Consider the following 14409-nt stretch of genomic DNA (forward strand, 5'->3'; position numbering starts at 1 on the left):
CTAATCCCCACCGAAGTGGTTCATCGTTCGACTTGCATGTGTTAAGCACGCCGCCAGCGTTCGTCCTGAGCCAGGATCAAACTCTCCGTGAATGTTCTCCCGTAATCGGGATGACACCACGAGAGCGGAACAATCGGAGGAATGATCCGACTGTTCACAGCGTCCTCGCTGTGTTTTGTTCTTCAAAGGAACCACGCCCCAACCACAGATGCGGTCGGAGACGGGGTATCAACATATCTGGCGTTGACTTTTGGCACGCTGTTGAGTTCTCAAGGAACGGCCGCTTCCTTTGTACTCACCCTCTCGGGCTTTCCTCCGGGCGCTTCGCTTTCCGTGTTCCAAACTCTATCAGTGTTTTTCCGTCCCCCTGACCACCGTCCTGCAGGCATGCAGGAGATGACCCCGAGATAGGATCTGACAAGTTGGATGCTGCCAGGCCAGGGCGCTTGGTAGCGTCGCCCGGCGTCAGGCAGGAGTACGACTGTACATGGGGCCTGGAACGGCGTGCAAATCGATTAGACTAGTGGTCTAGACCACTAACTGGTACCTTTCGTGCGGAACCCGCACTTCATATGACATACGCTGCTGCTCAGTGTGCTGTCCGGTACAGGCAGTGACGACCCGTATGTATCTCCGCCCCCGGGAGGCTCCCCATGACCACCGTGACGTCCCCTCTTGCAGGACGCGCCATCGGACTGGCCGAAGTGCCGGATCCGGTCTTCTCCGGGGCCATGGTCGGCCCGGGTACAGCGATCGACCCCGTGCGTGAGCCTTCCGAGGCCGTCGCGCCCGTGGACGGGGTGATCGTCTCTCTCCACCCCCACGCGTTCGTCGTCGTCGACGAGACCGGCCACGGCGTGCTCACCCACCTCGGCATCGACACCGTCCAGCTCAACGGCGAGGGCTTCGAGTTGCTCGTGAACAAGGGCGACACCGTGACCCGCGGGCAGAGCGTCGTACGGTGGAACCCGGCCGCCGTCGAGGCCTCCGGCAAGTCGCCGGTGTGCCCCGTCGTGGCGCTGGAGGCCACCGCCGAGGCTCTCTCCGATCTGCGTGACACCGGCGACGTGAAGGCCGGCGACAGTCTCTTCGTCTGGCAGTGACACCGATGCCGTCGTACGACGGCGCGTAGGACAACCACCGCGGCGGCGGGACCCGCCGCACTATCGGAGACGGGTGAGATGGAGACAACGCTGCGAGGCGTCGGCGTCAGCCACGGTGTGGCGATCGGCGAGGTTCGGCACATGGGAACGGCGGTGCTGGAGCCGCCTGCCAAGCAGATTCCTACGGAGGACGCGGAGCGTGAGCAGGGGCGCGCCCGCCAGGCCGTGGACGCTGTGGCGGCCGATCTGATGGCGCGCGGCAATCTGGCAGGGGGCGAAGCCCAGGCCGTGCTCGAGGCGCAGGCCATGATGGCCCAGGACCCCGAGCTGATGGCGGACGTCGAACGGCGGATCGCCGTCGGGAGCACGGCCGAGCGGGCTGTCTACGACGCCTTCGCGGCCTACCGCGCTCTGTTGGCCAATGCCGGTGAGTACCTCGCCGGTCGGGTGGCCGATCTGGACGACGTGCGGAATCGTATCGTCGCCCGGCTGCTCGGGGTTCCGATGCCGGGTGTCCCGGACAGCGACGAGCCGTATGTGCTCATCGCTCGGGATCTCGCGCCTGCCGATACCGCTCTCCTGGACCCGACGCTCGTGCTCGGCTTCGTCACCGAGGAGGGTGGGCCGACCAGTCACAGCGCGATTCTGGCGCGGGCGCTCGGTGTTCCGGCCGTGGTGGCGTTGCCGGGGGCCGGTGAGCTCGCCGAGGGGACCCTGGTCGCCGTCGACGGGAGCACCGGCGAGATCTTCGTGAACCCAAGTGCCGAGAAGAAGGCGCAGTTGGAGGCCGCGGCGGCCGAGCGCAGGGCGGCGCTGTCCGCCTCGACCGGGCCGGGTGCGACCTCGGACGGACACAAGGTGCCGCTGCTGGCCAATGTGGGCGGTCCCGCGGACGTGCCGGCCGCTGTCGAGGCCGGAGCCGAGGGTGTCGGTCTGTTCCGCACGGAGTTCCTCTTCCTGGACGACAGCAAGAACGCGCCGTCGCTGGAGAAGCAGGTCGAGGCCTACCGTCAGGTGCTGGAGGCGTTCCCGGAGGGCCGGGTCGTCGTGCGCGTGCTGGATGCGGGCGCGGACAAGCCGCTGGACTTCCTCACGCCCGCCGACGAGCCGAACCCCGCGCTGGGCGTGCGGGGGCTGCGTTCCCTGCTGGAACACCCCGATGTGCTGAACACCCAGCTGACGGCGCTCGCGCAGGCGGCCGAGGGTCTCCCGGTCTACCTGGAGGTCATGGCCCCGATGGTGGCCGACCGCGCGGACGCCAAGGCGTTCGCCGACGCCTGCCGTGCGGCGGGTCTGCGGGCGAAGTTCGGCGCGATGGTGGAGATCCCGTCCGCCGCTCTGCGGGCGCGGTCGATCCTTCAGGAGGTCGAGTTCCTGTCGCTCGGCACAAACGACCTCGCGCAGTACACGTTCGCGGCGGACCGGCAGGTGGGCGCGGTGTCCCGGCTGCAGGATCCTTGGCAGCCCGCGCTGCTCGACCTGGTCGCGCTGTCCGCCGAGGCGGCGAAGGCCGAGGGCAAGAGCTGCGGTGTCTGCGGTGAGGCCGCGTCCGATCCGTTGCTCGCGTGTGTGCTGACCGGTCTGGGTGTCACCTCCCTCTCCATGGGTGCGGCGTCGATTCCCTATGTCCGCACGACGCTGGGCAAGTACACGCTGGCCCAGTGCGAGCGCGCGGCTGCGGCGGCCCGGGCCGCGGACAGTGCCGAGGAGGCGCGCAACGCTGCTCAGGCGGTGCTGTCCGGCGAGTAGTCGGGACGGCTCGCTCTTCGGTCGGTCTTCAGGGGCGCTCCACCTGCGGGTGGGGCGCCCCTTTGGTGTCCGTCAGTGGTGGTGGCCCGGTGGCTGTTCCTCCTCGCCCAGGTCGGGCGGCAGGGAGTAGTCGACGTCGGATTCCGGGGAGATCAGGTCTCCGGACTCGATGTCGGTGCAGTAGGCGTTGAAGACCTCGCCGGCGGTGAGGGGTTGAAGGCCTTCGCCGCGCAGCCGCCAGCCGTAGACACGGTCGACGGTCCCGGGGGCGCTGGTGCGCATCACGAGTCCTCCGGGGCTCTGGGTGGCGATGCCGAGAGCCAGGACGGTGGTGAACTCCAGAGCCTCGGCTTCGTCGAGTTCCGTGGTGCCGTCGTCTTGGTCCACGTGCAGGACCGAGACGAGGGTTTCCGGGGTCGCCGAGACGCTGCAGACGAGTTGGCGGTTGCCGGGCGGTGCCGTGTCGAGGATGCGGACGAGGAGTCCGGAGGCGCGGGTGAAGGCGGCTCGGCCGATGTCCTCGCCGCAGGAGGCACAGGGGCCGAGGCGGGCGAGGAGTGTGGACGCGTACTCCCAGGTGGCCTGTCGGACGGCTTCGTCGACGAGGGCGGGGACGAGGTCGGCCAGGGCCTGTCCGTCGTAGGGCAGGCTCGGGCCCGTCGTGGCCAGTTCGGCGGTGAAGCGGGTGCGGCTGTACGGGTCGTCGGGGTCCAGGCCGGCTTCGGTACAGAAGTCGGCGTACTCCTGTGGGTCGAAGAGGGCGACGGTGGTGTGGCTGCCCTGGGAGGCGCGGGCTTTGAGGAGTGCTTCCACCTGCCGCAGGTAGGTGGTGTGGTCGTCGAAGGTGAAGGTGCGGTAGCGCCGCATGGCGCGGAAGTCGTACTCGTCGGTCAGCAGGCCGATGGTGCCCGCGATTTCGCGGCGCAGAACGCGTCGCATCGTCTGGTGGTCCTGGTGCGCCATGTTTCCCCCTGTGCGCGGTCGATCAATGCTCACTCACAGTAACCGGCGGCACTGACAACGGCCTCTGAGCGAGGGGTTCGCGGACCAGGCGGTGCTGGAACAGGCTGGTCAGGGCGATGGCGGTGCCGAAAGCTGTCCAGCCGAGCGGACCGGTGGCGATGGCCGCGGTCACGGCGAGTGGTCCAATGCTGCGTTGGGCGGACTGGGCCAGACCGTGGACGCCGAGGTAGGCGCCCTGTGCGGTGGTGGGGGCGAGGGCGACGGAGAGTTCCCAGGAGACGGTGGCGTGGAGCATCTCGGCCACGGTGAAGGCGGCTGCCGCGGCGGTGAGGAGCAGGGTGGCCGTGACGATCCCGCCGGTGGCCGAGAGCGCCATGGCCGCGCCGCCCAGGGCGAAGGCGATGGACACGGGAACGAGGAGGGTGCGTGCGGCGGCTGTGGTCGTGCCGAATCTGGCCAGGGGGACCTGGAGTGCCACCACCATCACGTTGTTGAGGACCAGCAGCAGGGGCGCGAGTCCGTGGGGTGCGTCGGCGGAGTGGGCGATCCACAGGGGCAGGCCGACCTTGAAGACGGCGTCGTCGAGGAAGAGGACGGTCTCGGAGGCGACGAAGACGAGATAGGTGCGGTCGCGCCAGGGGTTCGTCGGTTTGGTGGTGGGTGGCTGGTTCTTCGAGGTGGCGACCGTGCGGGAGGTGGTCCGGGGTTCGCCGCAGCGCAGGGTGAGGAGGGCGGAGCCGAGGAAGGACAGGGCGTCGCCGGTGAGGAGCCACTGGTACGCGGTGGTGGTGCCGAGGGCGAGGGCCGCGGCGGCGGTGAGGCCGCCCAGGGCCCAGCCGGCGTTGGCGACGGTGCGGTGGAAGGCCTGGTAGCGGACGCGGTCGGGGCCTGCGACGCGGGTGGCATAGAGCCTGGTGAGGATGCTCGCGGCGCGGTCGCCGAGGCTGCCGACGGCGGAGTAGACGAGCAGCAGGGCGTACTCGTGGGTGGTGAGGAGGGCGAAGGAGGCGAGGGCACGCAGGAGTTGGACGGTGATCAGGATGCGGGTGATCGGGAAGCGGTCGGCGAGGCGGCCGCCCAGGGGCGCGCCGGCGATGCCGATGGCTCCGGCGCTCGCGGCGAGGGTGCCGACCTCGGCGATCGAGAGGTGCGAGACGTAGGTGAAGTACAGGACGGAGACGGAGGCCCACAGGCCGCTGCCGATGCGGTCGACGAGGGCGATGGCGAGCATTCTGCGCCCGTCGCGCCCTCCGGGTATCCGGCTCGGCCATGCGGCTGCGCGGCGCATCGGATGCACTGCTCCCCCTTGCTTCCAGTTATGTACTGATACATACTTGGCAACGTGGCAACACAATATGCGATCAGTGGTACGACGGCCAAGGGGATTGCCTCGTCCGTCGAACGGGGCGTTGCGGAGGGCACGTTGGGCCCGGGAGTCGCGCTGCCTCCGGTGCGGCGGCTGGCGGACGATCTCGGGGTCAGTCCCGGAACGGTCGCGACGGCCTACAAGGAGCTGCGGCGGCGCGGGATCGTCGTCACGCGCGGGCGGGGCGGGACGGTGGTGGCGGCGGAGCCCGCCGTGGCGTCACGGCGACCGCCCAAGGTTCCGGCGGGGCTGCGGGATCTGTCCGGCGGGCACCCCGATCCCGCGCTGCTTCCCGCCCTCGTACCGCCGTCACGCCTCTCCCCCGGTGCCCGGTCGCACCGTGCCGCGCCCAGGTTGGCGCGGCTGGAGGAGGCGGTGCGCGACTGGATCGGGCCCGACGATGTGCCGGTGGAGCACGTGACGTTCGCGCACGGGGCGCTGGATCTGATCGGGCGGCTGCTCTCCGTGGAACTGCGGCCGGGGGATGCCGTGGCCATGGAGGACCCCGGATACCACCACTTGCTGGATCTGGTCACGGCCCTCGGGCTGCGGAGCGTCCCGGTGGCCGTGGACGACGAGGGTGTGCGACCCGACGCGTTGGACGGTGCGCTGCGCGCGGGTGCGCGCGCGTTGGTGTGCAGTCCGCGGGCGCAGAATCCGTACGGTGGCCGCTTCTCGGCGGCTCGGCGGGACGCGTTGGTCGAGGTGCTGCGGGACGCGCCTGATGTGCTGGTCGTGGAGAACGACCATGCGTCCGCAGTGGCCGGTGCGCCCTTGCGCACGTTGACCGCCGGCGGGCTGTCGCGGTGGGTGCATGTGCGGACGGTGAGCAAGTTCCTGGGGACCGACCTGCGGTGGGCTGCGGCGGCGTGCGACGCGACCACGCTGGCCCGGCACGACGGGCGGATGCTGTTGACGTCCGGCTGGGTCAGTCATCTGCTCCAGGAGACCGTGCACGGGCTGTTGACCGATGACGGCACACGCGCGTTGGTGGCTCGCGCCCAGAAGACATACGAGGAGCGCCGAACCGCGCTCCTCGAGGAGTTCGGTTTTCGCGGGATCGCGGCGCACGGGGTGAGCGGGATGAACGTGTGGGTGCCCGTGCGGGACGAGTCGGACGTGGTGAACGGGCTGCGGTCGTACGGGTGGTGGGTCGCGTCAGGGGCGCGGTTCCGACTCGCGTCGGGGCCCGGGGTGCGGATCTCCGTCGCTGAGCTGGAGCCGGGCGACGCGCCGCGGCTGGCCTCGGACTTCGCCGCTGTACTCGGTGAGTCCGAGGCAACCTACGGAGGTTGACCGGCTGCCGTCAGGCGCGCTTGCGGGCGAGGTCCTCGTAGTAGTGCAGCAGGTCGAGGTTGTCGATGGAGCCCGGGTTGACCGCCTTCTCCAACGGGGTGCCCTGGAGGAGGCGCTTGATGGGGACCTCGATGCGCTTGCCGGTCAAGGTGTGCGGGATGCCTGGGACTTCGATGACCTCGTCCGGTACGTGGCGCGGTGAGAGCTGTTCGCGGATGGTCTGCTTGATCCGGCCCAGGAGGGCCTCGTCGAGGGTCGCGCCCGGTGCCAGGTGCACGAAAAGTGGCATCCAGTAGCCGCCGTCGGGCTGTTCGATGCCGATGACGAGGGATTCCTTGATCTCGGGCAGGCGCTCGACGGCTTCGTAGATGTCCGCCGAACCCATGCGCACGCCCTGGCGGTTGAGGGTCGAGTCGGAGCGGCCGTGGATGACGACCGAGCCGCGGGAGGTGACGGTGATCCAGTCGCCGTGGCGCCATACGCCGGGGTAGGTGTCGAAGTAACTGTCGTGGTAGCGGCTGCCGTCGGGGTCGTTCCAGAAACGGATGGGCATCGACGGCATGGGGTTGGTGACGACCAGTTCGCCGACCTCGTCGACCAGGGGGTGCCCGCTCGGGTCCCAGGACTGCAGGTCCGTCCCGAGACCGGGTGCCTGGAGCTCGCCGATGTACACCGGGAGGGTCGGTACGGCGCCCGCGAAGCAGGAGCACACGTCCGTGCCGCCACTCACGGACGCCATCCACAGGTCGGCCCCGCTCGCCGCGAACTCGTCGTGCAGCCACCGGAATCCGTCGGGCGGAAGCGGTGATCCCGTGGTGGCGACGCACTTCACCTTCGAGAGGTCGAACTCGCGCGCGGGATGCACGCCGGCCTTGCGGCAGGCCATGACGTAGGCCGCCGAGGTGCCGTAGAGAGTGGCCCCGGTGCGCTCGGCGATGCGCCACTGGGCGCCGGTGTCCGGGAAGCCGGGACTGCCGTCGTAGAGCACGATCGTGGTGCCGGTGAGGAGGCCGGAGACAAGGAAGTTCCACATCATCCAGCCGGTCGACGTGTACCAGAAGAAGCGGTCCTCCGGTCCGAGGTCGCAATGCAGGCCGAGCTGCTTGAGGTGCTCGATCAGGATGCCGCCCTGGGACTGGACGATGGCCTTGGGGAGGCCGGTCGTCCCCGAGGAGTAGAGGACCCACAGGGGGTGCTCGAAGGGCACCTGCTCGAAGACGGGCTCCACATCCGCGCTCGTCAGGGCCGACCACTCCAGCGCGCCCTCGGGGGCGTCCGTGCCGAGCAGCGGGATGTGGACCACGGCACGCAGCGTGGGCAGTTCGCGGCGCAGTTCGGCGACGATCTCACGGCGGTCGTGCTCCTTGCCGCCGTAGCGGTAGCCGTCGACGGTGAACAGGACGACCGGCTCCACCTGCTGGAAGCGGTCGAGGACGCTGCGGGCGCCGAAATCGGGGGCGCAGGAGGTCCAGACGCCTCCCACGGTGGCCGTGGCGAGGAAAGCGACGACGGCCTGCGGAACGTTCGGGAGATAGCCGCTGACGCGGTCGCCGGGGCGTACGCCGAGGGCGCGCAGTTCGGCGGCCAGGGAGCCGACCTGGCGGCGCAGCTCCGCCCAGGTGACCGGGCGCGGTTCGTGGGTCTCGTCGACATGGAGGAGGGCGGGTTCGTCCGCGCGGGTGGCGCTCGCGCGCAGGGCGTGCTCGGCGTAGTTGAGGGTCGCTCCGGGGAACCACTGGGCACCCGGCATCGAGCGGTCGCCCAGTACGCGCGCGTACGGCGTCGAGAACCGTACGTCGAACCACTCCACGACGGCTTCCCAGAAGGTGTCCAGCTCGTCGACGGACCAGCGGTGCAGCGCCGGGTAGCCGCCCTCGGCCGGGGCGCCGTGCTGCTCGGCCGCCCAGGCCTGGAACTTGGTGACCTGGGCCTCGGCGATGCGCTCCGGGTCTGGCTGCCAGAGCGGCTGGGGGTTCACGGTCGACATGGGGCGGCTCCCGGACTGTGCGCGTCGTGTGCGTCGGCCGCGCACGGGCTCGGGTGTGCGCGCGACGCGGCTGACACGGACGATGCCATGTGATCCACTTCTACACCAGGGTGCGCCCCGCGCGGTCCGCGTCGTGAAGATGTTGCCCGGCCACGGGTGAACGCAAGTTGAACGGTACGCGTGCGTGGAGCGGTAAATGGCAGGGTGAGCAGCATGGACGGTCGTGACCTGGTGCGTTCGGTGAAGGCGGTCGGTTCCGCGGGAGCGGGCCGGAGGTTGCGTACCGTGGCGGCGGCCTGGCGCAGGCAGCGCGTGGACGCCGCCGCGCTGCCGCCGCGGGGCGCCGAGCGTGCGCGGGTGCCCGGGGTGGTGCGGGAGGCGGAGCCCGGTCCCGGCGGCGGTGTCATCCGGTTCACTCGCTCCGAGCTGCGGATCGTGGTCGCGGTCAGCGGGGTGGTCTTCTGGGGCTGGGACGGGGCCGGTCCGGAACCGTCGTACGCGCTGGCCGGCCGCTGCCCCGAACCGGACCCCCGGGCGCTTCTGGAGCCGGACAAGGACGGCGGCTGGCGGGTCGTCGCCGAGCGCATGACGATCGTCGTCTCCCGGCACGGCGCGGTCGAGGTGCAGACGCCGGGAGGTGTGGTCCTGCGCCGGGATCTCCCGCCGCGGTGGTGGGAGCCGGTCGGCGGCGGTACCGCGCGCTGGATGCAGCGTTCGGAGGTGGCTTCGGACGCGCGGTTCTTCGGGCTCGGCGGGCGGGCCTCGGGGCCGCGGCTGCGGGACGGGACGTACCGCCTGTGGAACACCGATCCGGGCCGTGCGTTCGGTCCCGGCGACGATCCGCTGTACATCACGATGCCGGTGCAGTTCGTGGTGGCGGACGCGGCCACGCATCTGGTGTTCCACGACTCCTCCTGGGACGGCACGGTGACGCTGCGGGAGGGCGAGGAGGGGGCCGGTTCCGGGCACGACCGGGCGGGGTCGAGCGAGCTGCGGATGGACGGCGGTCCGTTGCGCTGCTGGGTGATGGTGGGCACCCCCGCGCGCGTGCTGCTCGCGTGGGCGTCGCTGACGGGTGCGCCCGCGCTGCCGCCCGCGTGGGCGCTGGGGCACCATCACGCGCGCTGGGGCTTCGGCAGTGAGCAGGAGGTTCGGAGGATCGTCGCGGGCTATCAGGAGCGCGAGCTGCCGCTCGACGCCGTTCATCTGGACATCGACCACTACGACGAGCACCAGGTGTTCACCGTCGACCGAGAGCGCTTCCCCAAGCTGCCGGTGCTGGCGGAGGAGCTGCGCAGGTCCGGGATCCGGCTGGTGTCCATCGTCGACCCGGGGGTGCGAGCGGCGCCGGGCAACGCGGTGTACGACAGCGGGACGGCCGAGGACGCGTTCGTACGGGACGCTCTGGGGCGGCCGGTGCGCGGTGTGGTGTGGCCCGGCGAGTCGGTCTTCCCGGACTTCACGCACGCGCGTGTGCGTGAGTGGTGGGGCCGTCTGTATGAGGAGCGGCTCGGGCAGGGGTTCGCGGGTTTCTGGCACGACATGAACGAACCCACCTCGTTCGCCGCCTTCGGGGAGTCGACGCTGCCTCGGTCGGCGAGGCACTCCCTGGAGGGCAGGGGCGGGGACCATCGCGAGGCGCACAACGTCTACGCCCTGTCCATGGCCAGGGCCGGCTACGAGGGGCTGCGCGAACTGGCGCCCCAGGAGCGTCCGTTCGTCTTCTCGCGCTCCGGGTGGGCCGGCATGCAGCGCTACGGGGGCACCTGGTCCGGCGATGTGGCGACGGGCTGGCCCGGGCTGCGGGCCTCGCTGTCGCTGGTGATGGGGCTCGGACTGTGCGGTGTGCCGTACTCCGGCCCTGACGTCGGCGGCTTCGACGGGAGTCCCTCGCCGGAGCTGTATCTGCGGTGGTTCCAACTCGGCGCGTATCTGCCGCTGTTCCGCACGCACGCGAGTCTGCGGGCCGGGCGGCGCGAACCCTGGGAGTTCGGCGCCGAGGTGCTGGAGCACGCGCGCGTGGCGCTCGTCGAACGCCGGCGGCTGCTGCCGTACTTCGTGACGCTGGCGCATCTGGCCCGGCGGACGGGGGCGCCCTACGTACGGCCGCTGTGGTGGGGCGCGCCCGAGGACCGTGCGCTGCGCGACTGCGAGGACGCGTTCCTGCTGGGCGACTGCCTGCTGGTGGCGCCGGTGCTGGATCCGGGTGCGGACCGGCGGGCGGTGCAGCTGCCCCGGGGGCGCTGGTACGACACGGTCACGGAGAAGGCGTACGAGGGGCCGGGGCAGGTGCTCGTCGATGCCTCCTTGTCGCGCATTCCGGTGCTCGCGCGGGCTGGGGCCGTCGTCCCCGTGCGCGGGGACGACGGCGGTCTGGAGCTGGAGGTGTGGGCGCCCGCCCAGGGACGCACCGGCGGTGGGCTGGTGGTGGCGGACGCGGGCGACGGCTGGGACGAGCCGGAGCTGGAGCGCTACGCGACCCGTTGGGAGGGCCGACGCCTCGTGGTCGAGCGGGAGGGTGAGAGCGGCGCCGGTGAGCCGCCCTATCCCGTACGCGTGCGTGGGCTCGGGGAGAGCTGAACTCAGATGTACCGGCCCTCGAAGAAGGCCCGCACGCCCAACGTGTGCAGCGGGAAGGCGAGTTCCTCGGCCCGGCGCAGGAGGTGCCAGCCCTCGGTCTCGTCCGTGGCGGCGGACTGCGGCAGGCCCTCGGCCGGGCGCTCCGGAAGCAGGCCGAACAGCAGCAGGTGCCCGTCGGGCGAGCTCATGGCGTCGACCAGGCGCACTTCGCGGACCGCCGCGTCGATGCCGGTCTCTTCCTTGAGTTCGCGCACGACGGCCTGCCGCCAGTCCTCGCGGTCGTCTATGTAACCGCCGGGCAACGCGATGCCCCCGCGCGCGGGGGCGATGGTGCGGGTGATGACGACCAGGGCCGTGCCCTTGGTGTCGTACACCGGTTGGAGCGCGATCGCGACCGGCAGTGGGTTGCGGTAGGCGACCGTGCGGCAGGCCGGGCAGGTGCGCGGCCAGCCGGAGACGCCCTCCCCAAAGGGCGCTCCGCAGCTCGAACAGTGGGAACCGGGCGCGGAGTTGGAAGTGGAGGCTTGGGTTTCGGACACGCGGCGGACTGTATCCGATCGGGGGAAGGGCGTCTCCGGGAGCCCGCTCAGTCGCCGCTGATGAGGGACTTCCAGGACACGGGGAAGTCGAAATAGGTGTCCGGGTAGGGCTCCGGCTTGAACGTGTAGTGCCACCACTCCTCGGCGAGGTTCACGAATCCGAGGTTCTCCAGGGTGCCCTTGAGGAGCAGCCGGTTGGCGCGCTGCTGGCCCTGGACGCGCGGGTCGAGGGTGTGCGCGAGGGTGTCGAAGCAGTCGAAGCCGGTGCCCATGTCGACGGAGTTGTCCGGGAAGCGCTGGTCCTTGGGCGCGAGGCAGGACACGAGCGGCTCTCCGGGGTGGTACGGCCGGGTCGGACGTGCGGGCAGCTTCACGATCGTGAGGTCCATGGTGGAGCCGCGGCTGTGGCCGGACTTCGCCGCGATGTAGCCGTCCTCGAACAGCCGGGTCTTGTCGACGTTCGGGTAGAACTCGCTCTTCATCGCCTGGTCGTCGAGGTCCTCGGCCCAGCGGACGAAGTGGTCCACGGCGCGCTGGGGCCGGTAGCAGTCGTAGACCTTGAGGGTGTAGCCCTGGCTGCGCAGTTGGGTCTGGGCCCGGTGCAGCGCTTCGGCGGCGGGGCGGGTGAGGATGCAGATCGGCTGCCGGTAGCCGTCGATGCGCTCGCCCACGAAGTTGTGGACGGTGAAGTAGCGCATCTCCTGGATGATCGTCGGATCCACGGTACTGAGGGCCACGAAGTCGTTCGGTGCCTTGGGCTCGGTGGTCGCCCGGGCGGTGGCGGAGGCGGCGGTCACCGCCAGCAGGGCGGCCAGCAGGGTGATCAGGCCGCGTACTGCACTGGAGAGACGTGTCATGTCTCCTGCATCTATCAGGTTCACGTCCCGCACGGGTGGCGATCGTGTGCAGGTCACCCCGAATGGACGGAGGGACGGCCGGAACCACCCCCGTGGGTCCCGGCCGTCCCTCCCGTACGACGACGCCGCAAGGGCCTGATCGGTTCGGTCCGACGCCCTCCAATTTTCCGGTGCCCATGACAGAATTCTGACGATCCGTCAGATGACCGCCCGGGGAGGGATTTTGTCGCGTACACACACGCCTGTGGTCGACGGTTGGTTCGCCGGTGAAGGGGATGATTTCCGGCTCCTCGGCACCCGCTGCTCGCTCTGCGCCTCGGTCTTCTTCCCCCGCGAGGACATCCACTGCCGTAATCCCGGCTGCCCGGGCGGCGACCTGGCGGAGATCCCGCTCTCGCGCCAGGGGCGGATCTGGTCGTACACCGACAGCCGGTACCGGCCTCCGTCACCCTATGTGACGAACCCGGAACTTCCGTGGGAGCCGTACGCGTTGATCGCGGTAGAGCTGCCCGCCGAGCGGATCGTGGTGCTGGGACAGGCGGCTCCCGGGGTCACCGTCGCCGAACTGACGGTGGGCATGGAGGTGGAGGTCGTCCCGGGCGTGCTCCATGAGGACGCGGAGACGACCTGGACGACCTGGCAGTGGCGGCCGACGGGGGTGACGGCATGACGGGTGAGGTGGCGGTGCTGGGCGCGGGGATGCACCCGTGGGGCAAGTGGGGGCACAGCTTCGTCGAGTACGGGGTGACGGCGGCGCGCGCGGCCCTCGCCGACGCCGGTCTCGACTGGCGGGACGTCGGTTCGGTCGTCGGCGCGGACACGGTGCGTGGCGGCTATCCGGGATACGTTGCCGGCGCGACCTTCGCCAAGGCGCTGGGCTGGCAGGGGGCCCGGGTGACGAGCGTGTACGCGGCGTGCGCGTCGGGAGCGCAGGCCGTCAACACCGCGCGGGCGCAGATCCTTTCGGGCCAGGCGGACGTCGTCCTGGTGGTGGGCGCGGACGCGGCGCCCAAGGGCTTCTTCCGGCCGGCGGGCGGAGACCGGCCCGACGATCCCGACTGGCTGCGCTTCCGCGTCCTGGGCGCCACCAATCCGACGTACTTCGGGCTGTACGCCCGCCGCCGCATGGCCGTGCACGGGGACACGACGGAGGACTTCGCGCAGGTCAAGGTGAAGAACTCGGCGATGGGCGCGCTCAATCCGAACGCCCGCTACCGCAAGCGGGTCACCGCCGACGAGGTCGCCGCCTCGGCGGTGGTCGCCGATCCGCTCCGGCTGCTCGACATCTGCGCGACCTCGGACGGCGGGGCCGCCCTGGTGCTGTCCGGCATGGAGTTCGCGCGCCGGCACGGGCGGCCGGATCCGGTGCGGATCCGGTCGGTGTCCACGGTGACGCCGACCTACCCGAGCACCGTGCTTGACCTGCCGGACATCGCGACGGACTCCGCGGTGGCGGTGGAGCCGGCGGCGGAGACGTTCCGGGCGTCGATCGCCCGGGCGGCCTACGAGGAGGCGGGCATCGGCCCCGAGGACCTCTCCGTCGCCGAGGTCTACGACCTGTCCACCGCACTGGAGTTGCAGTGGTACGAGGATCTGGGGCTCTGCGCGGAGGGTGAGGGCGCGAAGCTGCTCCGGGAAGGCGCGACGAGTCACGGCGGGCGCATACCGGTGAACGTGAGCGGTGGGCTGGCGTCTTTCGGGGAGGCGGTTCCTGCGCAGGCGATAGCCCAAGTGTGTGAGCTGGTCCGGCAGTTGCGGGAGGAGGCGGGTGATCGGCAGGTCGCGGGGGCGCGGGTGGGGATCTCCGCGAACCAGGGGCTGTTCGGGCATGGGTCGGCGGTGATCGCGGTGCGGTGACGCGTGGGCCGCGGTGACGCGTCGGCTGCGGTGACGCCTCGGCTGCGTTCACGGGCGGAGGGCCGGCTGGAGTCGCGGTCGGGCAGTCGACGGCGTCGGCGATCAGGGACCG

General features: G+C 70.7%; 11 protein-coding genes and 1 rRNA gene. 6 read left to right on the top strand and 6 right to left on the bottom strand.

Annotated elements, in window-relative coordinates:
- Positions 1-92: ribosomal RNA gene (locus ACWD5F_RS20095) — 16S ribosomal RNA — on the bottom strand; the annotation flags it as partial.
- Positions 93-653: 561 nt separating this feature from the next.
- Here ACWD5F_RS20095 and ACWD5F_RS20100 point away from each other — a divergent pair.
- Positions 654-1103: a PTS sugar transporter subunit IIA gene (locus ACWD5F_RS20100; protein ID WP_451256003.1), complete on the top strand. Its 450-nt coding sequence runs from the start codon at positions 654-656 to the stop codon at positions 1101-1103.
- Between the two features lie 78 nt (positions 1104-1181).
- The gene (ptsP, locus tag ACWD5F_RS20105; protein WP_401725582.1) at positions 1182-2852 is read left to right on the top strand and encodes a phosphoenolpyruvate--protein phosphotransferase; all 1671 of its coding nucleotides are present in this window, start codon (positions 1182-1184) and stop codon (positions 2850-2852) included.
- A 72-nt stretch (positions 2853-2924) separates the two neighbouring features.
- On the opposite strand, the gene ACWD5F_RS20110 is transcribed toward ptsP, so the two are convergent.
- Both ACWD5F_RS20110 and ACWD5F_RS20115 read right to left on the bottom strand, forming a co-directional pair.
- Positions 2925-3815, bottom strand: a complete 891-nt coding sequence (locus ACWD5F_RS20110) for a hypothetical protein (RefSeq protein WP_451256006.1) — start codon at positions 3813-3815, stop codon at positions 2925-2927.
- 22 nt (positions 3816-3837) lie between these two features.
- Positions 3838-5046 (bottom strand): MFS transporter, encoded by a 1209-nt coding sequence (locus ACWD5F_RS20115; protein WP_451256008.1) that lies wholly within the window; start codon positions 5044-5046, stop codon positions 3838-3840.
- A 111-nt stretch (positions 5047-5157) separates the two neighbouring features.
- Between ACWD5F_RS20115 and ACWD5F_RS20120 the strand changes: the two genes are divergently transcribed.
- Positions 5158-6477 carry an aminotransferase class I/II-fold pyridoxal phosphate-dependent enzyme gene (locus ACWD5F_RS20120; RefSeq protein ID WP_451256010.1) on the top strand — a complete coding sequence of 440 codons (1320 nt, stop codon included), beginning with the start codon at positions 5158-5160 and terminating at the stop codon, positions 6475-6477.
- Positions 6478-6487: 10 nt separating this feature from the next.
- Here ACWD5F_RS20120 and ACWD5F_RS20125 read toward each other — a convergent pair whose 3' ends face one another.
- Positions 6488-8464 (bottom strand): acetoacetate--CoA ligase, encoded by a 1977-nt coding sequence (locus ACWD5F_RS20125; protein ID WP_451256012.1) that lies wholly within the window; start codon positions 8462-8464, stop codon positions 6488-6490.
- Positions 8465-8677: 213 nt separating this feature from the next.
- Between ACWD5F_RS20125 and ACWD5F_RS20130 the strand changes: the two genes are divergently transcribed.
- Positions 8678-11044 (top strand): glycoside hydrolase family 31 protein, encoded by a 2367-nt coding sequence (locus ACWD5F_RS20130; RefSeq protein ID WP_451256014.1) that lies wholly within the window; start codon positions 8678-8680, stop codon positions 11042-11044.
- A 2-nt stretch (positions 11045-11046) separates the two neighbouring features.
- On the opposite strand, the gene ACWD5F_RS20135 is transcribed toward ACWD5F_RS20130, so the two are convergent.
- Positions 11047-11583 carry an NUDIX domain-containing protein gene (locus tag ACWD5F_RS20135; RefSeq protein ID WP_451256016.1) on the bottom strand — a complete coding sequence of 179 codons (537 nt, stop codon included), beginning with the start codon at positions 11581-11583 and terminating at the stop codon, positions 11047-11049.
- A 47-nt stretch (positions 11584-11630) separates the two neighbouring features.
- Complete coding sequence (locus ACWD5F_RS20140; protein ID WP_451256017.1) at positions 11631-12440, bottom strand: M15 family metallopeptidase; 810 nt, start codon at positions 12438-12440, stop codon at positions 11631-11633.
- A 244-nt stretch (positions 12441-12684) separates the two neighbouring features.
- Here ACWD5F_RS20140 and ACWD5F_RS20145 point away from each other — a divergent pair, with 244 nt between their 5' ends.
- Positions 12685-13110 carry a Zn-ribbon domain-containing OB-fold protein gene (locus ACWD5F_RS20145; protein ID WP_451256019.1) on the top strand — a complete coding sequence of 142 codons (426 nt, stop codon included), beginning with the start codon at positions 12685-12687 and terminating at the stop codon, positions 13108-13110.
- Positions 13107-14297, top strand: a complete 1191-nt coding sequence (locus ACWD5F_RS20150) for a lipid-transfer protein (protein ID WP_451256021.1) — start codon at positions 13107-13109, stop codon at positions 14295-14297. The genes ACWD5F_RS20145 and ACWD5F_RS20150 overlap by 4 nt, the downstream gene beginning before the upstream one ends.
- Positions 14298-14409 lie beyond the last annotated feature (112 nt).

It is taken from the genome of Streptomyces sp. NPDC002499 (assembly GCF_053595415.1).

Coding starts and splice junctions, on each gene's coding strand:
- ACWD5F_RS20100 (WP_451256003.1), top strand. CDS start 654: ATGACCACCGTGACGTCCCCTCTTGCAGGACGCGCCATCGGACTGGCC.
- ptsP (WP_401725582.1), top strand. CDS start 1,182: ATGGAGACAACGCTGCGAGGCGTCGGCGTCAGCCACGGTGTGGCGATC.
- ACWD5F_RS20110 (WP_451256006.1), bottom strand. CDS start 3,815: ATGGCGCACCAGGACCACCAGACGATGCGACGCGTTCTGCGCCGCGAA.
- ACWD5F_RS20115 (WP_451256008.1), bottom strand. CDS start 5,046: ATGCTCGCCATCGCCCTCGTCGACCGCATCGGCAGCGGCCTGTGGGCC.
- ACWD5F_RS20125 (WP_451256012.1), bottom strand. CDS start 8,464: ATGTCGACCGTGAACCCCCAGCCGCTCTGGCAGCCAGACCCGGAGCGC.
- ACWD5F_RS20130 (WP_451256014.1), top strand. CDS start 8,678: ATGGACGGTCGTGACCTGGTGCGTTCGGTGAAGGCGGTCGGTTCCGCG.
- ACWD5F_RS20140 (WP_451256017.1), bottom strand. CDS start 12,440: ATGACACGTCTCTCCAGTGCAGTACGCGGCCTGATCACCCTGCTGGCC.
- ACWD5F_RS20150 (WP_451256021.1), top strand. CDS start 13,107: ATGACGGGTGAGGTGGCGGTGCTGGGCGCGGGGATGCACCCGTGGGGC.